Here is a 20047-nt window from a genome sequence, read left to right on the forward strand (position 1 = left end):
TTCATCACTCCAAGACGGGATAGCGCCGCTTCATGTTTCGGCACCGCCCTGCTGTCGACGCGCCCCGGTGTCGGGGCCTTCTGGCGTATTGCCGTGACACCGCAAGCGGTGAGGCGTCGCCTTCCAGATCGCTATTGAAATCGGGGCCGAGCCGGCTTTTTCAAGGACTGCTTCCGCAGGTCTCGAAGCCCGCGAAGCGCTGTCCGAACCCGCACTTGCCAGATTGGATTCGAAAGCCGCGTTCGAAAGCCGCATAGTATAGCGCGCAGCAGCCGGTCGCGGGCAATATTACCGGCTGATAACGCCGATGTCGTCGTTCGCACGCCAGCGATTGTGAGACGACGACGCAAGAGCACGGTCGATAGACAGAAAAGAGACAAGGAAAAGAAGCATGAAAGCCGTACTTCTGGATGCCGCCTCACTGGGTGACGACGTCGATCTCGCCCCGATTCGCACCCTCGTCGACAATCTCGACGTTCATCAGCTCACCTCGGCCGAGCAGACGCGGGAGCGTCTGACCGGCGCCACGATCGCCCTGACCAACAAGGTCGTCATCGACGCCGAGCTGATCGACACGCTGCCGGACCTGAAGCTGATCTGCGTGCTGGCGACCGGCACCAACAATATCGACATGGTAGCCGCCGAGCGGCGCGGGATCACCGTGCGCAATGTCGCGGCCTACGGTACGGCCAGTGTCGCCCAGCACACCTTGATGCTGATGCTCACACTGGCCGCGCGTCTTCCACTCTATCAGACCGATCTTCGCGCGGGTGCCTGGCAGCGCAGCGACATTTTCTGCCTGCTCGATCACCGCACGCTGCAACTGGCCGGCAAGCATCTGGTCATCGTCGGTAGCGGCGTGCTCGGCACCGCCGTGGCCAAGCTCGGCGAAGCCTTCGGCATGCGGGTCACCTTCTGCGCCCGCCCTGGCAACGAGGCCCACGATTCACGTCCGGCGCTGGCCTCCTTGCTCAGTGACGCAGACGTGCTCAGCCTGCACTGTCCGCTGACCGACGCAACGCGTGGTCTCATCGATAGCGATGCACTGGCTGCGATGAAGTCCGATGCGCTGCTGATCAACTGTGCTCGCGGCGGGATCATCGACGAAAGCGCGGCACTGGGCGCGCTGCGGGATCGGCGTCTTGGCGGATTGGCCGTCGACAGTCTGCCCGCCGAGCCGCCGCGTCAGGGGCATGCCCTGCTCGATGCGCTTTCCAAACCGCTCAACCTCATCGTGACGCCCCACAATGCATGGATCACACCGGAAGCACGCCAGCGAGTCGTCGAGCTGACGGCGGACAATCTACATGGCTGGCTGGCCTGAGGGACGACGACATGGCAAAAGAGACACCGACGATTTACAACTACGGCTCCATCAATATCGATTACGTCTACCGGGTCCCTCACCTGGTTCGGCCGGGCGAAACCCTGGCGAGCACCAGCGTGCATCAGGTGCTGGGCGGCAAAGGCGCCAATCAGTCACTGGCGCTGGCGCGGGCCGGCGGCAAGGTCGCCCACTGGGGCCGACTCGGTGAGAGTGATCGCTGGGCGCTGGCCCCGCTCGAAGACGCGGGCGTCGAGGTGGCCGACATCGAATTGGTCGCCGAAGCGAGCGGTCACGCGCTGATTCAGGTGGACGACGCTGCCGAAAACGCGATCATCCTCTATCCTGGCGCCAATCACGGCTTCGATGAAGCGCGCCTGGAAGCCTTGGTCGGCTCCGCGAGAGCCGGCGACTGGGTGCTGTTGCAGAACGAATGCAACGCCGCCGAACGCCTCCTGCGCCTTGCCGCGGCTAACGGGCTTTCCATCGCCTTCAATCCGGCTCCGCTTTCGACAGACGTTACCGAGCTTCCGCTCGAGCTGTGCCGGATCCTGTTTCTCAACCGCGGCGAAGCGGCCGCGCTGGCTGGGCAGGAGGAATCCGCCGATGCCGGCACGCTGCTCGAAACGCTGTCAACGCGCCTGCCGGAGGTGGAGATCGTGCTGACGCTGGGCAGCGAAGGCGTGTGCCATCAGCACCGAGGCGCACGCGTGACATTGGCGGCCCATGCGGTGGCTGCGATCGACACGACTGCGGCCGGCGATACTTTCATCGGCTACTTCATGGCGGCCAGGCAACGGGGGGACGATGTCGAGCAGGCACTCCGTCTGGCGACGACTGCCTCGGCGCTGTGCGTTCAGAAGGCCGGCGCCGAGCCCAGCATTCCGACAAGCAAGGATGTTGAGGAAGCCCTGCAGACGCTGCCCGCTCTCTCGCTCGAAACCTGAACGACCGAACACCCGAATGATTTTACGTGACCGGCTACGGCTGGCACACCAACAGGACCGAATCCAGGAAATATCATGCCTACGCCCATCATTTTCGACACGGATCCGGGTGTCGACGACGCTCAGGCGATCGCCATCGCTCTGGCGCATCCCGACATCGAGCTGCTCGGGCTGACGACGACGTTCGGCAACGTCACGATCGATGTCGCGACCCACAACGCACTGCTGCTCGCGGAGCTGGCCGGGCAATCGATTCCGGTAGCTCAAGGCGCGGCAGAGCCGCTGGTCAAGCCAAAGAATCCGCCGCCGGGACATATCCACGGCGATAATGGTCTGGGCAACATCGCGCTTCCGGAGATCACCACGCAAGCGCTGAAACAGAGCGCGGCGCAGTTCATCGTCGATCAGGTCAATGCCCGTCCCGGTGAGGTCGTGCTGGTCGCCGTCGGGCCACTGGGCAATCTCGCCGCCGCGTTGCAGCTCGACCCCGGCCTGGTCGACAAGGTCAAACGCGTGGTGGTGATGGGAGGATCGATTCGGGAAGGCGGCAATGTGACCCCGGTTGCAGAAGCCAATATCTTCAATGATCCCCACGCCGCTGCCAAGGTGCTGCAGGCTAGCTGGCCGTTGACGCTGGTCGGGCTGGACGCAACGCATCGCTGCGTGCTGGACCCACAAAGCATGGCGCGGATCGTCGATGCCCAAGGGCCGCTGGGGAAAGTGCTGGGCGAGAGCTATGCGTTCTACCGCCAGTTCTATCGGCAGGCACTGGGGATCGACGGATGCTGCCCCCACGACAGCTGCGCCCTGGTCTGGTTGCTGCGACCGGATCTCTTTACCGTCGAGCGGGGATATCTGAGCGTGGTGACCGAGGGATTGGCCGAGGGGCAGACCGTGATGGCGCCGGAACGGCGGGAATTCGTGGATACCCGCTGGTCGCAGGGTACCCCGGCAGAGGTGTGCCTGAATGCCGACGGCCCCGCCGTGATCGAATGGATCGTCGAGACACTCACGACTACCCCCGCTCGCTGATGTGATCTGGTCCGATCGCGAGCTGCAGCGCTCGGACCAGATCGTTGCCGTCAGGCTTCAGCCTGTGGTGAAGCTCGCCGGCGCCGCGAACGTAGCGTCTTCCACCGTCACATCGGTGACATCGGCCGCCGGCGAGCCATCCCACAGTTGATCGATCAGCTCGGCGATGGCAATGGCCTCGCCATGGGCCATCACCTCGACACGACCATCCTCGAGATTGATGGCGTGTCCGGTGATACCCCAGCGCTCGGCATGGCGCCGAACGTGTTCACGATAGCTCACGCCCTGAACTCTACCGCTCACCCAAGCCTTGATCGTTCGGTGTGTCATGAGCTGGGTCCTCCTTCTTTATGACTTCATGGCGTATCAGTACGGCCGTGTTGCGTGGCACGATTCGACGTCCCTTCGCAACGACGTGAGTTCGCGTGAATGCGGCGCCGAACAGCAGGATCAACGACGAGTAGTAAACCCATAGCAGGACCAGCACCACCGAGCCCGCCGCCCCATACGTCGAAGCCGTTGCGGTGTGCGCCAGATAGGCCGCAATTGCGTTGCGCCCGATGATGAACAGCACCGCCGTCACCAGGGCGCCCAGCAGCACGTCGCGATAGGACAGCACGACGTCCGGGAGCACCTTGAAGATGGCAGCAAAAAAGAGCGTGATGACCACGATCGACAAGGCGAACTGAGCGATCTCGAGGAGAAACACGCTGCCAGGCACCCAGTCCCCGGCGTAACTGAACGTCGCCTGTACGATGACGCCCAATATCAGTGACACAAGCAGCACGAAACCGATCGCCAGTACTACGGCCATCGACAGCAGGCGCTTCTTGGCAAATAGAAAGATGCTGTTGCGATCCGGATTGGGGGCAACCCCCCAGATGGTATTGAGTGAAAACTGCATCTGACCGAACACCGTCGTCGCCCCGATGAGCAGCGTGACGAAGCCCGCCACCGTGGGCAGGATGCCCGAAGCCTGAATGCTGGATTGCGCGACGGCGCTCTCGATCGCGCTGGCAGCGGACGGCCCTAAAGTATCCTGCAGGCGCGTCACGATCTCGCCGCGCGCCGCATCCTCGCCCAGCCACAACCCCACCACGGTGACCGCGATGATGACGGTCGGCGCCAGTGAAAAGAGCGTGTAGAACGCCAGTGAGCCGGCGTAGCTGAAAGCGTTGCGATCGAGCCAGAGTTTGATGGAATCGCGGACCACGGCGAACCAATACTTGCCGAAAGAAACGACGCTGGTATGAAGGGCTGTCACGTTGGATCCTTATGATTGGCTCCACCTTGCTCGGTGCAGACGAACTTTGGGGAATCGCTGGCCGATAGGCCGTTTCCCGATGCTGTTTCTCTGTACATCAGCAGTTTAGCCGAGATTACAGCAATGCCAGTCTCACCGGCTGAAATCCGCCGCGCCGTTTCTGCCGGTCGACCAGCCTCATGCACGCAGAAAATCACTGGGGAGCTTCATCATCCGCCTCCACAGCTTTTCGACGCCGGGCTTGTGTACCAGCGAGCAACGATAGAGCCGGATCTCCAGCGGGATATCCCAGCTTTCGTCCGCCGCGCGAACCAGCTTGCCGGTGGCCAGCTCATCGCGAATGCAGAAATCGGGAATCCAGGCAAGGCCGACGCCCTGCAGCGCCATCCCCTTGAGCCCCTCCGCCATGGCGGTCTCGTAGACGGTCTTCAGCCGCATTCGACCGGGCTCGTTCTTGAGCAACATGCGAACACTGCGACCCAGGAAGGCGCCCTGAGTGTATGAGAGAAACGGTATCGGCCCTTCCCCTTCGAACGAGAATTTTGGCCCGCCGCTGCCATCCGGCACGCTGATGGGCACCATCTTCACCTGACCTATGGAGAACGAAGGAAATATCTCGGCGTCGAGCTGCATCGTGGCATAGGGATCGTGATACGCCAGCATCAAGTCGCAATTGCCTTCGCGCAGCACATGGATGGCGTCGCCGACATTCATCGCGACCAGACGGGTCGGCAGTTCACCGACGCCCTTCTGCAATCGTGATATCCACGGGGGATAGAAAGCCAGCGCCAACGAGTGGGCCGCAACGATGTCCAGCGCTTCGTTGTCCATTGCCAGGCCGCGAAGATGGGCCAGGCTGTCGTTGAGCTGTTCGACGATATTGCGTGCCGTGACCAGAAAAAGCTGCCCCTCCGGCGTCAGGCTGACCGGGGTCGTCGAGCGATCCACCAGAGTGGCGCCGACCACCTGCTCCAGCGAGCGGATCCGGCGGCTGAAGGCAGGCTGAGTAACGTGTCGCTGACGCGCCGATGCCGAAAAACTGCGCGTGTTGGACAAGGCAACGAAGTCCTCGAGCCACTTGGTTTCAAGATTCAATGACGCCTCCCGGCATCCATTTCTCCCCACGTCCAGCGGATCGACGCAGCGTCAGTCGCGTCGTCATTGGACGGGTGACAGCAGATAGGTCGCCCGTGAGAGCAGCTTGCGCCAAAGGGGACGCTCGGACAGCTCGCGCTGGCTGACTTGACGGCTATTGGCAAAATCCTGTTCGAGCATATCGCATACCGAGGCAGCGAAGGCTTTATCGGGCACATAGGCGGTCACTTCAAAGTTGAGCCTGAAAGACCGGTTGTCGAGATTGACCGTTCCAACCATCGAGGTGTGATCATCCACGAGAAGCACTTTCTGATGCAGGAAGCCTGGTTGATAACGGTATATTTTTACGCCATTGCTGATCATCTCCGGCAGAAAGGCGAACGCCGAGAGAAATACCAGCAGATGATCCGGTCGCTCGGGAATCAGTACCCGTACGTCGACACCCCGTAACGCGGCCAGAGTCAGTGCGTCCTGAACGCCGTGATCGGGAACGAAATAGGGGCTGGTGACCCAGAGTCGGTGGCGGGCACCGTGGATCGCGTGCTGCACCAGAAGACTGGCCGTTTCGCGTCCATCGGCTGGTCCGGATGGCACGATGGCCACATGCTGGGACGCGTCGGCTACCTGCCGAGGTTGCCATCCCAGGGCGAGGATATCGCCCGTCGCCCAGTACCAGTCTTCCCAGAAAGCTTCCTGCAGCGCCAACACGCTCGGCCCCTGGAGCTTGAGATGGGTATCGCGCCACTTGCCGTATCGCTCGACACGACCCAGATACTCGTCGGCCACGTTGAGTCCGCCGGTCCAGCCCTCGCGACCGTCGACGACCACGATCTTGCGATGATTGCGGAAATTGATCTGAAACCGATGTCGCCAGCCCCGGGATGAATTGAACGCCGACACGCGTACGCCGGCCTCTTCGAGATCCCGCAGATAACCGCCGGACAGCCCCCGACTACCGATCTCGTCGTAGAGAAAGTAGACATTGACGCCATGCTCCGCCTGATGGATCAGCTTGCGCTTGAAGGCCAGGCCTATCTCGTCGGCGCGCACGATGAAGAACTGGACCAGGATGTATTCCTCGGCGCGGTCGATGCCGTCGAACAGACTCTCGAAAGTGGCGTCGCCATCGATCAAAAGCTCTGCCCGATTGCCGCGGGTCATCGGCATCCGCGCCAGCTCCTCTACCGCGCGAATGCGACCGCTGACCGCTTCGGGCCGAGAGATATAGGGTTCCATCTGGGGTCGATAACGCTGCAGTACCTGGCGCAGCACGGTATCTCGCTCACCGCGGGCGGAAACGTAGCCGTAGAACCGCGGTCGGCCGAAAGTCCAGAAGATCGGCACCGCAATGTAGGGAAAGCTGATCAGCGTGACGATCCAGGCCACGGCGCCCTGAGAGGTGCGACTCGACATCAGTGCCATGACGGCGGTGATGATTCCGGCGACATGAGAGACGAACAGCAGCCAACCGATCAGCCAGGTCATGTCCGCCCTCTTTTGCCATCTCGCGTCATCGTCATCGCTTCCGCCGAAATCGTTAAGCTAACCAACATCATACCGAAAAAAAGAGAGAGCCCCACAGGGGCTCTCTACCATAGCTGTTCACAAGAACTCTCTGAAGCAGTTCTCTACGGCAGCCCTCTTGCGCAAGCATCCTCCGATGACCTTGCCACTGAGATCGCCAACGTTGGTCATCTGGCCACCGTGGTGTCGCCGCGGGTATCGATCAGACGCGCTCGGCGATGATCTCCTTCCACCTGGCGGGCCCGGTCTGGTGGACCGACGTGCCCAGATGATCCACGGCCACCGTCACCGGCATATCCTCGACCTCGAACTCGTAGATCGCTTCCATGCCCAGGTCATCGAAAGCGATCACTTCCGCTTTCTTGATGGCCTGGGCCACCAGATAGGCCGCGCCGCCGACCGCCATCAGGTAAACCGCCTGATTGTCGCGAATGGCTTCGATCGCCAGCGGCCCCCGCTCTGCCTTGCCGACCATTCCCAGAAGCCCGGTCTGCTCGAGCAGCGTGCGCGTGAACTTGTCCATGCGTGTCGCGGTGGTCGGCCCCGCAGGTCCCACGACTTCATTCCCCACCGGGTCGACCGGACCCACGTAGTAGATGAAGCGATTTCTGAGATCGACCGGCAGGCTTTCACCCTTGGCCAGCATATCAATCATCCGCTTGTGGGCCGCGTCGCGGCCGGTCAGCAGCTTGCCGGACAGCAGTACGGTGTCGCCGGGCTGCCACTCCCGCACGGCTTCCGGCGTGACGTCGTCGAGATTGACTCGACGCACGCCCTCACCGACCTCCCAGGTGATCTCCGGCCAATCGTCGAGCTTCGGTGCCGGCAGCTCGGCCGCACCACTGCCGTCGAGACTGAAGTGGACGTGACGCGTCGCGGCGCAGTTCGGAATGATCGCCACCGGCTTGTTGGCCGCGTGGGTCGGGTAATCCTTGACCTTGATATCCAGCACCGTGGTCAATCCACCCAGCCCCTGGGCACCGATGCCACTCTGATTGACCTTCTCGAACAGCTCGAGACGCAGCTCCTCGCCTCGGTTACTGGCACCGCGAGCCTGCAATGCCTGAATATCGATGGGATCCAGCAGCGCTTCCTTCGCCAGTATCATCGCCTTTTCCGCGGTGCCGCCGATGCCGATGCCGAGCATTCCCGGCGGACACCAGCCGGCCCCCATCTTGGGCAATTGCTCCAGCACCCAGTCAACGACGCTATCCGACGGATTGAGCATGGCAAACTTGGATTTCGCCTCGCTACCGCCGCCTTTGGCCGCAACGTGGACTTCGACGGTATCGCCCGGCACCAGCTTGTGATGGATGATCGCCGGCGTGTTGTCGCCCGTATTCTGGCGTTTGCCATCGGGATCGGCCAGCACCGATGCGCGCAGAATGTTATCGGGTAGCGTGTAAGCGCGACGAACCCCTTCGTTGACCATGTCATCGAGGCTCATCTCGGCTTCCCAGCGGACGTTCATGCCGACATGAACGAACACCGTGACGATACCCGTGTCCTGACAGATCGGGCGGTGGCCGGTCGCACACATTCTCGAGTTGATCAGGATCTGGGCGATCGCATCACGCGCGGCGGGATTTTCTTCCCGCTGATACGCCGCGTGCATGGCGTCGATGAAATCCTTGGGATGGTAGTAGGAGATGTACTGCAGTGCGTCGGCCACGCTTTGGATGAGATCCTCCTGGCGGATCACGGTCATCACGGTACTCCTGGCTGGTCACGGTAACTGCTCGGCGGGTTCATCGCCCGCGAGTCGGTAACTTCAAGCGCGGCAATCATACCGTAAAGACTTGAATTTGGCAGTTGTGACGAATGCGATGCCGCATAAGATAACGGTATAAATAGGCTTGAGTATTGGCCGCGCGCCAATACGTTTACTCGGGCTGACAGGACGGGCATCGGTAGAGTCGACGCGAGGCAACGGATTCGCGCAGGATGATGGAACCGCAGACGTGACAAGGTTGATGCTCGCGATTGAAAACGGCGAACCGCCATTCGGACCGGCGTTTACCCGCCTGCTGCAAGCGTTGGCGCCAGGCCGGCCGGTTGGTCACACCCGCCTCTCGATACGCCTGATCAATCGTCGCTAGGATGCAGTGCGCCAGTCTCTTCCGTTGGGCACCGGATAGATCCTTGGGACGCTGCCTTGGCCCAAGCCCGGCGAAGAACAGAATCTCCGAACGCAGGTAATTGCCGATCCCGGCATAGAAGCCCTGGTCGAGCAGCAAGCTGCCCAGGCCCCGGCTCGCAAAGCGTCGCTCGGTCAATCGCGCCACGATATCCTCGCTTGCGACGTCATGCGTTAGAAGATCCGGACCGAGACGCGCCAGAAATGGCTGTTGTGCCAACGTCTCCGTGGTCCACAGCGAGATATCCGAAGCACTGTAGAGACTGGCGGCATGATCTGCGGTCGTCAGGCGAGCGCGCAGCTGGCGGCCCGTCGAAGGCGGCTGGTCGCGCCGATGGAGGCGCCAGACACCGTAGAGCTGGTTATGGGAATAAAGCACGTGGCCGTCGGCGAAAGTGATCAGCAGCGCCTTGCCCCAGCAATCCACTTGGGTCACGTGACTGCGGGACAGGCGCCCCGCCGCCGCTTCGATCTCGGGAAACGCAAACCAGACCTGGGTCAACGGCGCATTGATCAGCACCCGGCCCACGCGATCCGCGACGCGGCGTATTTCTGGTCCTTCCGGCATAGAATGGCGCTACCTCGATCGGGCTTTCAGCTTGTCCCGCTCTGATTCATCCCCGCTTTGATTCATCCCCGCTTTGATTCATCCCCGCTTTGATTCATCCCCGCTTCGACTTATCCAAGTTCCAGCAGGCGGGATTTCAGCGTCTGCAATTGATCGCGCAGCTTCGCGGCCTGCTCGAATTCGAGATTCTGCGCCGCTTCGTGCATACGATCCTCCAGCTTGCTGATCTCCTTGGTCAGTTGCGGCGCATTCATCGCGCTCAAGGCCTCGCGGGTATAAGCACCCGGCGCTTCCGCCACCAGTTGCTCGCTCCGCTTACGACCACTCTTGCGGCTGCCCGGGGCCTGCGCGCCTTCCATGATATCCGCCACCGACTTGGTGACCGTCGTCGGTGTGATGCCGTGTCGCTCGTTGTGCTCGATCTGCTTGTTGCGACGGCGTTCGGTTTCATCCATGGCTCGGCGCATCGAGTCGGTGACCCGGTCCCCGTAGAGAATGGCCTTGCCATGGGCGTTACGGGCGGCGCGGCCGATGGTCTGGATCAACGAGCGTTCGGAACGCAGGAAACCCTCCTTGTCGGCATCCAGGATGGCCACCAGCGAAACCTCCGGGATATCGAGACCTTCGCGTAGCAGGTTGATGCCGATCAGCACGTCGAACTTGCCCAGACGCAGATCACGAATGATCTCAACCCGCTCGACGGTATCGATATCCGAGTGCAGATAGCGGACCCGCACATCGTGCTCGTCGAAGTACTCGGTCAGATCCTCGGCCATGCGCTTGGTCAAGGTCGTGACCAGCACGCGCTCCCCTACATCGACACGCAACCGGATCTCGGAGAGCAGGTCATCGACCTGAGTGGTCGCCGGGCGGACTTCGATCTGCGGATCGACCAGCCCCGTCGGGCGCACCACCTGCTCCACGACCTGGCCTGCGTGCTCCGCTTCGTAGGGTCCGGGCGTCGCCGACACGAACACCGTCTGCGGCACGATGCCCTCCCACTCCTCGAAAGTCATGGGTCGGTTGTCCAGCGCCGAGGGCAGGCGAAAACCGTACTCGACCAGAGTTTCCTTGCGCGAACGGTCGCCCCGGTACATGCCGCCGACCTGGGATACGCTGACGTGGGATTCATCGATGAACAGCAGCGAATCATCCGGCAGATAGTCGAAGAACGTCGGCGGCGCCTGGCCCGGCGCTCGCCCGGAGAGATAGCGCGAGTAGTTCTCGATCCCGTTGCAGTAACCTAACTCCAGCATCATCTCGATATCGTAGAGCGTGCGCTGCTCGAGACGCTGCGCTTCGACCAGACGCTCGTGCTTGCGTAGATATTCGAGCCGGTCCGCCAGCTCCTGCTTGATCGCATCGATAGCGCCCAAAATCGTGTCCCGAGGCGTCACGTAGTGGCTCTTGGGGTAGATCGTCATGCGCGGTACCTGACCGCGAACTTCTCCCGTCAGCGGATCGAACAGCCGAATCGAGTCGATCTCGTCATCGAACAACTCGATACGTACCCCTTCGTCCTCGGCATCCGCCGGGAACACGTCGATCACATCGCCGCGGACCCGGTACGTCCCGCGCCGAAAGTCCATGTCGTTGCGTGTGTACTGCAATTCCGCCAGCCGGCGCAGGAAGCTGCGCTGATCGATCTGCTCTCCCCGATTGAAGTGCAGACGCATCTTCATGTACTGCTCGGGATCGCCCAGCCCGTAGATTGCGGATACTGACACCACGATCAATGCGTCGCGACGTTCCAGCAGCGCCTTGGTCGCCGACAGGCGCATCTGTTCGATGTGATCGTTGATCGAGGCGTCCTTCTCGATGAACGTATCCGACGACGGCACGTAGGCTTCCGGCTGGTAGTAGTCGTAATAGGAGACGAAATACTCGACCGCGTTGTCCGGGAAGAAGCTCTTGAACTCGCCGTAGAGCTGAGCCGCCAGCGTCTTGTTGGGCGCGAGCACGATCGTCGGACGCTGCAGCGTCTCGACGACGTTGGCCATGGTGAAGGTCTTGCCGGAACCGGTGACACCAAGCAGCGTCTGGTGCGACAGGCCTGCCCCCAGTCCACGCACCAGCCCTTCGATAGCGGCGGGCTGGTCACCGGCCGGACGGTAATTGGAGTGAATCTTGAAAGGTTTGTTCATGGTCACTAATTAGGGTCCAAACTATCGTCATTCAAGGGGCAAGCTCGATTTTCCCGGCACGACCGTCTCCCGGCTACCTTTCACTCCGCGCCGAAGCCCGATTTCAAATAATCGATGGCCTTTATCAGCGCCTCGCGGTTCGCGCGACCTTCGACTTCCGCCCATTCTCTGCCGATCTCGACACTCTCGACGCCATCCACCATCATCAGGGCAGTCGTAACGCGATTGAGGTCTTCCGGGGTCGCTACCCCTTTCAGCGTCAGATTGATCCGGGACATGCAGGGCTCTCCACAACGGTCTGTTGGCAAATGCTTTTCACGGCGTTCCCGTTACCAGGATCTCTTCACGATTGCACGTTCAGGCAAACAGCATAGCGTAGCATGGGGTTTCCGCGACCTGACGTTGCAATGCGACCGAATCGACACCATCTTGACGCCAGAATGATTGGCAGACGGATATCTCGATGGCGTTCCAGGAGCGCTGAGTTCCGGGGCTCGCAACCGGAGATTGCCATTCGCGCACAGACATCAATATTTTCACGGGAGGGATCGGATGGACGATTGGCTGGCACATCTCAGTATTCTTGAATGCGATGGCCCGGATGCAGCGCGTTTTCTGCAAGGCCAGACCAGCGCCAATATCGATCACGCCGATGGCGAATTCGCGCCGTTGACCGCATTCTGCACCCCCAAGGGCCGGATGATTGCCAATGCCGAGGTGCTCAAGGTCGCCGCCGAGCGATACTGGCTGTTGCTGGATGCCTCCCTGGCCGCGCCGCTGGCGACGCAACTGGGAAAGTACGCCCCGTTCTACAAGATGACCCTGCGTCATCGCGAAGACCTCGCGCTGATTGGCATGATCGGGGAACCCGAATCCTGGGTCGGTAATGCCACCCTTCCCGTACTACCTGATCTCGACTGGCATATGTCTCGGCAAGGAGACACGGTGGCGCTGCGCCATCCCGCCAACCGTCCCCGGTTCCTGCTGATACTACCCATATCCGAGGTGCCCTCCCGCTGGCAGGCTGCGAATCTGGATGTGCACGGCGCGACCACGGCGCAGTGGCGCCATGCGGACATCGAGGCGGGTGTGGCCTGGCTCACGGCCGAGCATAGCGATACGTTTCTGCCGCAGATGATCAACTGGGAAGCGCTGGGCGGCATCAGTTTCCGCAAGGGCTGCTACACCGGCCAGGAAATCGTGGCACGCGCGCATTTTCGAGGGCAGGTCAAACGGCGCTTGCAGATCGCCATGCTGGAGGGCACCTCGGCCCCCGCTATCGGCGCGGACATTCGCAGCGCCGATGACAAGCGCGTGGGCGAGATTTTCCAGGCCGCGATCGGTGAGGATGCCACGCACTGCGACGCTCTGGTCGTGCTCAATACCAGTCAGACCGACGCATCGGCGCTGTTCGTCGGCGATCGCAACCTGACGCTGCGCGAACTGCCCTATCCTCTGGAGCGCCTCGATCCCGAGAAGGTCGTGGGCGCGTAGGCGCCGGTTACGACGCTCGACCGTCAGCGTCCAGACCGAACAGTCGACACGTATTGGACCACGCATTGGCAGCGACAGAGTCTCGCGTCTGCCCCCGCAGCCTCGCAATGGTGGCGAGAGTCTCCATCAGGTAGGCGGGTTCGTTGCGCTGGCCCTGGCGCCCGGACAGCGGCATATCCGGGCTGTCGGTTTCCAGCACGAAGCCGTCATCAGGAATCATTGTTACCGCCCGATGCAACCGCTGAGCCCGATCGTAGGTCGCGGCGCCCCCCAGCCCCAGCGTGTAGCCCAGATCCAGAAACCGCCTAGCCTGCTGGGGACTGCCACCGAAAGCATGAACCAGGCCCCGGCGCGGCAGGTCGAGCTGCCTCAACCGCTTGGCCACCTGATCATCAGCATGAACGCAGTGAATGACGACAGGCAACCGATGCTGCCTGGCCAGTTGAAGCTGGGCTTCGAACAGTGCCCACTGCTGCACCAGCGTCGTCTCGAATCTGGCGTCGATCCCACACTCGCCGATGGCGACCAATCGGTCGTGGCGCCCCAGTTCCTCCGCCAGCGCCTCCAGATCACTATCCCCATGGGAATCGATGAAGTACGGATGCAGCCCGAGCGATACGGCGACGCCCTCACGCGCGCCGAGCGCCAGAACGTGCTTCCAACGTCGGCGCGTCGTGCCCGGCACCATGAAGCGACAGACGCCGGCCGCACGGGCTCGTTCGAAAACGGCCCCGCGGTCGGCGTCAAAGCAGTCGAAATCCAGATGACAGTGAGCGTCGAAAAGGGGCGCGTTAATAAGGGGCGCGTTGAAAAGGGGCGCGTCGAACGGCACGATTAGGATTCAGCTCGCGATGCTCTCTTCCTGTGGCGGAAGATCGGCGGTGCAATGACCGCACTTGGTCGCTCTGACTGGAATCGTCATGAAGCAGTGCGGGCAGGCCTTGTCAGACGGTGCCTTGGGCGCGACCGCCTCTTCGCGCTTCATGCGATTGATGCTTCTGACCAGCAGGAAAACGGCAAAGGCGACGATGAGAAAACTGATTACCGCGTTCAGAAACAGTCCGTAATCCAGCGTGACGGCCCCAGCTTCCTGCGCCGCCGCCAGCGTGGCGTACGGCCCGGGCGCGCCTCCCTCCTTGAGCACGACGAAGAAGTTGGCGAAATCGACACCGCCAATGAGCAACCCTAGCACCGGGTTGAAGATATTCTTCACCAGGCTCTGCACGATCAAGGTGAAAGCGCCGCCGATGATGATACCCACCGCCATATCGACGACATTGCCCTTGACGGCAAATTCCCGAAACTCTTTGAGAAACTTGGAAGCCATCGCCATTTTCCTTTTTCTGGTCGACCGGGTTGTCTTGAAGTGAACCATCGCGCCTGCCTGGCACGTGGGGTTCACCCGATTCAGCATGGCGCAAGCGCCAGGGGGCGGCAAGATGAATAGCCTCACTGGCTATCGCCGGTGGATTCCGACATCGAGGGCTCGCTGCGATATCGGAAAACGGCCTGCAGGCCGAGTCGATCAGGCCGCCCGGCGAATCATGCCGACTCTCGGGCTCAGTGCTCGCGGGTGGCTCTGAACTCGATGTCAGGCCAGCGTTCCTGGGTCATCTGCAGATTGACCCGGGTCGGCGCCAGATAGGTCAGGTAATCGCCGCCATCCATCGCCAGATTGGTGCTCGCCTTGCGCCTGAACTCGTCGAGCTTCTTGGCATCCTTGCTGTAGATCCAGCGCGCCGTGTGGACATTGACCGGCTCATAGAGACAATCGACCTTGTACTCTTCCTTGAGCCGATGCGCGACGACATCGAACTGCAACGTGCCCACCGCGCCGACGATCAGATCGTTGTTGTCCAGCGGCAGGAATACCTGGGTCGCGCCCTCTTCGGACAGCTGCTGAAGGCCCTTCTGCAACGCTTTCATCTTCAACGGGTCGCGAAGTCGAACACGACGGAACAGTTCCGGCGCAAAGTGCGGGATACCCAGGAACCGCATATCTTCACCCGCCGTGAAGGTGTCGCCGATCTGGATCGTGCCGTGGTTGTGCAACCCGATGATATCGCCCGGCCACGCTTCTTCCACATGGGAGCGATCGGAGGCCATGAAGGTCAGCGCGTCGGCGATCTTGACCTCCTTGCCGATCCGCACATGGCGCATCTTCATGTTCCGCTCGTACTTGCCCGAGCAGATCCGCAGAAACGCAACCCGGTCCCGATGTTTGGGATCCATGTTGGCCTGAATCTTGAAGACGAAACCGGAAAAGCGGCCGTCGTCGGCGACCACTTCACGGGCATCGGTTTCCCGCGGCTGCGGCGTCGGGGCAAACTCGACGAACCCGTTGAGCATCTCGCGAACGCCGAAGTTGCCCATCGCGGTGCCGAAGTAGACCGGCGATAGCTCTCCACGACGATAGGCTTCCAGGTCGAAGACGTGGGAAGCGCCTCTCACCAGCTCGACTTCCATCCGGAGCTCTTCCGCTGCGCTCTCGCCCAGCACCCGATCGACGTCGGCGCTGTCCAACCCCTCGATACGCCTGTCTTCCGGAATTCGGTTGCCCTGGCCCTGGGTATAGAGATGAACCACATCATCATAGAGATGATAGACACCCTTGAACTGGCGCCCCATGCCGATGGGCCAGGTCATCGGTGCGCACTGGATGTTCAGGACCGTCTCGATCTCGTCCATGACTTCGATCGGATCCCGGGTGTCCCGATCCATCTTGTTGACGAAGGTCAGAATCGGCGTCGTCCTCAGTCGACAGACTTCCATCAGCTTGATGGTCCGATCCTCGACCCCCTTGGCCGCATCGATGACCATCAGCGCGGAGTCCACCGCGGTCAAGGTGCGATAGGTGTCCTCCGAGAAATCCTCGTGGCCGGGCGTATCGAGCAGGTTGACGATGCGTCCGTTGTAGGGAAACTGCATCACCGACGTGGTGACCGAGATGCCACGTTCCTGCTCCATTTTCATCCAGTCGGAGGTGGCGTGGCGCTCGGCCCGCTTGCTCTTGACCGAACCCGCCAGCTGAATGGCGTTACCGAACAGCAGCATCTTTTCGGTGATCGTCGTCTTGCCCGCATCCGGGTGACTGATAATGGCGAACGTGCGGCGAAGCGCCGCTTCCTGGGCAAGCTGAGCATCTGACATGTGTGGCTTCACTGACTAGAGGCGACTCACGCGAACCATTGGAAGAGGGTCGCGAGTGCGCGGAGAATCGAAGATGGCAGCGATTGTACGCGTTGAGCGGAAAGAGTTGTAGCCGCCGCCGGGCCCACGTCGGCGTGACCAAGCGGCGTTAACTGCATCATCTCAAAGTGGAAATCGCCCCGATCCTTTTTAAGGTACCGGCGACATCGCCTTGACGGGCCGCCACCTGCGACAAACGGGCGCCCCGCTTTCCGTCAATGACTGGCACCCATGGGCTCACGCCCGATCCTGGCATGCGGTAACATGACGCGTGCCCGGGCAGCGATATCGAGTCAGCCGCCCACCGGCATTCGACCGACGACCGTGCCCCGACTCGATCCGGAGAGATCATGCTGCAGCCGCTTCCGCTCGCGACGCCGAACCGCAACCTGGTTCGCCTGACGATCGTCCGCGGGATTACCTGGACCGGCTTTCTCGCCGCCATCATCTTCGGTATCGAAGTGCTTGGCTTTCAGTTGCATGTGCTGCCGGTCATCAGCGTCATCGTCGCGATGGGTCTGTTCAACGTGGCCACATGGTGGCGCCTGGGTCGGCCGCGCGCCGTCACCGATACCGAGTATCTGCTGCACTGGCTGATCGATATCGCCGGGCTGAGTCTGCTGTTCTACTACACCGGCGGCTCGACCAACCCCTTCATCACCTATCTACTGGTTCCGCTGGGTATCGCCGCGGCCACGCTCCCCTGGTCCTATGCCTGGATCATCGCCGTGGCGGCCACCGCCAGCTATACAACGATGATGCTCGTCTATCAGCCGGTCCCCCAACTGACCAATAGCACCATCGTGTTCGGCGTACAGCTGCATACTCTGGGCATGTGGCTGAATTTCATCCTCTCCGGCAGCCTGTTGACCTTCTTCATCTTCAAGATGGCCCACACCCTTCGCCGACGGGACATGACACTGTCCCGGACGCGCGAGGCGGCGCTGCGCAACGAGCAGATTCTGGCGGTGGCAACGCAGGCCGCCGGCACCGCCCACGAGCTCGGTTCCCCCTTGTCGACGATGGCCGTCCTGCTCAACGAGATGCGTCATGAGGCCGGTCAGCAAACCGCGCTGGTGGAAGATATCGATCTACTGCGCAAGCAGGTCGATACCTGCAAGCAGCGGCTGCAGACGCTTGTCGCGAATGCCGACCGCCGCCGCCTCGAAAAGCCCGAAACGATGCGCGCAATGCCCTGGCTCGAGAATCTCATCCAGCGCTGGCTGGTGTTGCGGCCCGATGTCCAGCACCGGCTGGAGGTACTCGGCAAGCGTGGCCAGCCGAGCATTGCGGTGGATGCGACCCTGGAGCAGGCACTGATCAACCTGCTCAACAACGCCGCCGACGCCAGCCCCGATGCCATCGTCACCACTCTCGACTGGAATGCCGAAGAGGTGGTCATCGACATTCGGGATAAGGGCCCGGGCATCCCGATGTCGATCGCGGACCAGCTAGGCGACACCTTTATCTCGACCAAGAGCAAGGGCATGGGCATCGGCCTGTTTCTGACCCACGCCACCGTCAATCGCTTCGGCGGCGGCGTGAGTCTCTACAACCATGAAGAAGGCGGTACCTTGACCGAGGTCAAGCTCCCCCGCGTCATGGCTGGCGAAAGCCTGTAGCGTTGGCGTTCCCCGCCTGGCCCATGACATTCAGCGTCACGGAAATTCGCAACCATGGAAATTCGGGACCATGGAAATTCAGGACCAGAGGGATTCAGGGCCAAAGGAATCGACCAGAGCGTTTCAGATCAACCCGGTTCAGGGTCAGCAAGAACCCGTGCCGGAAAGATTCAGCGACAGGAGGATTCAGTGATGAATGACTCGCAACGAACAGGCGATCAGGAACGTCTGCTGATCGTCGACGACGACGAACAGCTCTGCTTTGTGATGGAGCGCGCCATGCGCCGCCGCGGCTACGACGTGGTCGTTGCCCATACTTACGATGAGGCACTGGCGGCGGCACGGGAGGCTCCACCCGCGCTGGCAACGCTCGATCTCAAGCTGGAGTCAGATTCGGGCCTGAAGCTGCTGCCTGCACTACTGGAAGTGGCCCCGTCATGCCGCGTGGTCGTGCTGACCGGCTACTCGAGCATTGCCACTGCCGTGGAGGCGATGAAACTGGGCGCGACCAACTATCTCTGCAAACCCGCCGACGCCGACGAGATCCTGCAGTCGCTCGAGCGCAAGAGCGGCGACGTCGATGTGGAAATCGCCGACAACCCGCCATCGGTGAACCGGATCACCTGGGAGCACATCCAGAAAGTGCTGCACGAGCACGACGGCAATATCTCGGCGACCGCCCGGGCGCTGGGCATGCACCGTCGGACGCTGCAACGTAAACTGCAGAAACGCCCGGTGAGACATTGATCGACAAAGCCCGTGACCGAAACCACAGGGCCGACAGTTCGGATCAGCCTTGCGAATTCATTTTCTCCGCCAGGAGCCTAACGTGAAGCACCCCCAACGCCTCGAGCAGATGATGCGTATTGCCCGCCAGGCCGGCGACATGATCGTCCAGGCACGTCAGCAGCAAAATTTCACCCGCCAATACAAGGGGGGTGACGAACTGGTGACCGAGGTGGATGTCGCCGTCGACCAGATGATCGCCGACGAGCTGGAATCGCTGTTCCCCGGCGAGGCCCGGCTGACCGAGGAGTTGGCGCCGGATCGCAGCCAGCTCGAACAGCGTGGCTCGCTCTGGATCGTCGATCCCATCGACGGCACTGTCAATTTCGCCTACGGTCACGCGCATGTCGCGATATCGATCGCCTGGGCAGTCGACGGGGAGGTCCATCTGGGCGTGGTTCATGCACCCTTCCTCGGAGAAACCTTTACTGCCGTACGCGGCCAAGGCGCGCAGCTCAATGAGCAGCCGATGGCCTGCAGCCAGTCGAAAACCCTGGAACGGAGCCTGGTCGCCACCGGGTTCCCGTACGCTCGCGACCGTCGCGCGCCGCTGATCAGACGTCTCAACCACGTGCTTCATGCCTGCCGCGACGTTCGTCGCAACGGCTCTGCGGCGCTGGATCTCTGCCACGTCGGCTGCGGTCAGCTGGATGCCTACTACGAGAGTGTTCTCCCGTGGGATTTCGCCGCGGGACTGCTGATCGCGCGCGAGGCCGGTGCCAGCACCAGCCATCTCTACGCGTGTCCCGAAGGGCTGCCCGCCGAGCTCTACGGTGAAAACCTGCTGGTCAGCGCCCCGGGTATCCATGCACCGTTGGCGAATCTGCTACGCGATGCCGATGCGGGACAGCGCTTCGACGCCGGGCACGCGCCCAATCCCTAGCTTCACGGCCAAGCCCGCCGACCGGGCCCGATAGCAGC

18 protein-coding genes are annotated in these 20047 nt (G+C 61.7%); 7 read left to right on the forward strand and 11 right to left on the reverse strand.

Annotated features, from left to right (window positions below):
* The first annotated feature begins 391 nt into the window (after positions 1 to 391).
* From DOM36_RS04365 to DOM36_RS04375, 3 genes are all read left to right on the forward strand, one after another.
* Positions 392 to 1324 carry a D-2-hydroxyacid dehydrogenase gene (locus DOM36_RS04365; RefSeq protein ID WP_110641509.1) on the forward strand — a complete coding sequence of 311 codons (933 nt, stop codon included), beginning with the start codon at positions 392 to 394 and terminating at the stop codon, positions 1322 to 1324.
* A gap of 11 nt (positions 1325 to 1335) precedes the next feature.
* Positions 1336 to 2271, forward strand: coding sequence for a ribokinase (locus DOM36_RS04370; RefSeq protein ID WP_110641511.1), 936 nt, complete (start codon positions 1336 to 1338; stop codon positions 2269 to 2271).
* 75 nt (positions 2272 to 2346) lie between these two features.
* Positions 2347 to 3303: a nucleoside hydrolase gene (locus DOM36_RS04375; protein WP_110641513.1), complete on the forward strand. Its 957-nt coding sequence runs from the start codon at positions 2347 to 2349 to the stop codon at positions 3301 to 3303.
* Between the two features lie 57 nt (positions 3304 to 3360).
* On the opposite strand, the gene DOM36_RS04380 is transcribed toward DOM36_RS04375, so the two are convergent.
* The 8 genes from DOM36_RS04380 to DOM36_RS04415 all read right to left on the reverse strand — a co-directional run bounded on the left by DOM36_RS04380 (position 3361) and on the right by DOM36_RS04415 (position 12313).
* Positions 3361 to 3633, reverse strand: a complete 273-nt coding sequence (locus DOM36_RS04380; RefSeq protein ID WP_075568693.1) for an acylphosphatase — start codon at positions 3631 to 3633, stop codon at positions 3361 to 3363.
* Positions 3596 to 4567: a YihY/virulence factor BrkB family protein gene (locus DOM36_RS04385; protein WP_110641515.1), complete on the reverse strand. Its 972-nt coding sequence runs from the start codon at positions 4565 to 4567 to the stop codon at positions 3596 to 3598. The genes DOM36_RS04380 and DOM36_RS04385 overlap by 38 nt, the downstream gene beginning before the upstream one ends.
* Before the next feature lie 177 nt (positions 4568 to 4744).
* The gene (locus DOM36_RS04390) at positions 4745 to 5662 is read right to left on the reverse strand and encodes a LysR family transcriptional regulator (protein ID WP_075568692.1); all 918 of its coding nucleotides are present in this window, start codon (positions 5660 to 5662) and stop codon (positions 4745 to 4747) included.
* Positions 5663 to 5725: 63 nt separating this feature from the next.
* Positions 5726 to 7147, reverse strand: a complete 1422-nt coding sequence (cls, locus tag DOM36_RS04395; protein ID WP_075568691.1) for a cardiolipin synthase — start codon at positions 7145 to 7147, stop codon at positions 5726 to 5728.
* A 241-nt stretch (positions 7148 to 7388) separates the two neighbouring features.
* The gene (locus DOM36_RS04400) at positions 7389 to 8894 is read right to left on the reverse strand and encodes a fumarate hydratase (protein WP_075568690.1); all 1506 of its coding nucleotides are present in this window, start codon (positions 8892 to 8894) and stop codon (positions 7389 to 7391) included.
* 175 nt (positions 8895 to 9069) lie between these two features.
* A complete protein-coding gene (gene nei / locus DOM36_RS04405) occupies positions 9070 to 9891 on the reverse strand; it encodes an endonuclease VIII (RefSeq protein WP_075568689.1) in 822 nt (273 codons plus the stop codon).
* Between the two features lie 110 nt (positions 9892 to 10001).
* A complete protein-coding gene (uvrB, locus tag DOM36_RS04410; protein WP_075568688.1) occupies positions 10002 to 12035 on the reverse strand; it encodes an excinuclease ABC subunit UvrB in 2034 nt (677 codons plus the stop codon).
* Between the two features lie 80 nt (positions 12036 to 12115).
* Entirely contained in the window at positions 12116 to 12313 is a 198-nt protein-coding gene (locus DOM36_RS04415; protein WP_110641518.1) for a hypothetical protein, read from the reverse strand.
* 274 nt (positions 12314 to 12587) lie between these two features.
* Here DOM36_RS04415 and DOM36_RS04420 point away from each other — a divergent pair, with 274 nt between their 5' ends.
* The gene (locus DOM36_RS04420) at positions 12588 to 13529 is read left to right on the forward strand and encodes a folate-binding protein YgfZ (protein ID WP_110641520.1); all 942 of its coding nucleotides are present in this window, start codon (positions 12588 to 12590) and stop codon (positions 13527 to 13529) included.
* 7 nt (positions 13530 to 13536) lie between these two features.
* On the opposite strand, the gene DOM36_RS04425 is transcribed toward DOM36_RS04420, so the two are convergent.
* From DOM36_RS04425 to DOM36_RS04435, 3 genes are all read right to left on the reverse strand, one after another.
* Positions 13537 to 14325, reverse strand: a complete 789-nt coding sequence (locus DOM36_RS04425) for a TatD family hydrolase (protein WP_110641915.1) — start codon at positions 14323 to 14325, stop codon at positions 13537 to 13539.
* Positions 14326 to 14370: 45 nt separating this feature from the next.
* A complete protein-coding gene (mscL, locus tag DOM36_RS04430) occupies positions 14371 to 14856 on the reverse strand; it encodes a large-conductance mechanosensitive channel protein MscL (RefSeq protein WP_075568685.1) in 486 nt (161 codons plus the stop codon).
* Between the two features lie 233 nt (positions 14857 to 15089).
* Positions 15090 to 16679, reverse strand: a complete 1590-nt coding sequence (locus DOM36_RS04435) for a peptide chain release factor 3 (RefSeq protein ID WP_110641522.1) — start codon at positions 16677 to 16679, stop codon at positions 15090 to 15092.
* Between the two features lie 389 nt (positions 16680 to 17068).
* On the opposite strand from DOM36_RS04435, the gene DOM36_RS04440 reads away from it, so the two are divergent.
* The 3 genes from DOM36_RS04440 to DOM36_RS04450 all read left to right on the forward strand — a co-directional run bounded on the left by DOM36_RS04440 (position 17069) and on the right by DOM36_RS04450 (position 20009).
* A complete protein-coding gene (locus DOM36_RS04440; protein WP_075568683.1) occupies positions 17069 to 18340 on the forward strand; it encodes an ATP-binding protein in 1272 nt (423 codons plus the stop codon).
* A gap of 192 nt (positions 18341 to 18532) precedes the next feature.
* Entirely contained in the window at positions 18533 to 19087 is a 555-nt protein-coding gene (locus DOM36_RS04445; protein WP_110641524.1) for a response regulator transcription factor, read from the forward strand.
* A gap of 82 nt (positions 19088 to 19169) precedes the next feature.
* Complete coding sequence (locus DOM36_RS04450; RefSeq protein ID WP_232823723.1) at positions 19170 to 20009, forward strand: inositol monophosphatase family protein; 840 nt, start codon at positions 19170 to 19172, stop codon at positions 20007 to 20009.
* Positions 20010 to 20047: the final 38 nt, after the last annotated feature.

Source organism: Salinicola sp. CPA57 (genome assembly GCF_003206035.1).
In the GTDB taxonomy this organism is placed as follows: Bacteria; Pseudomonadota; Gammaproteobacteria; order Pseudomonadales; family Halomonadaceae; genus Salinicola; species Salinicola socius.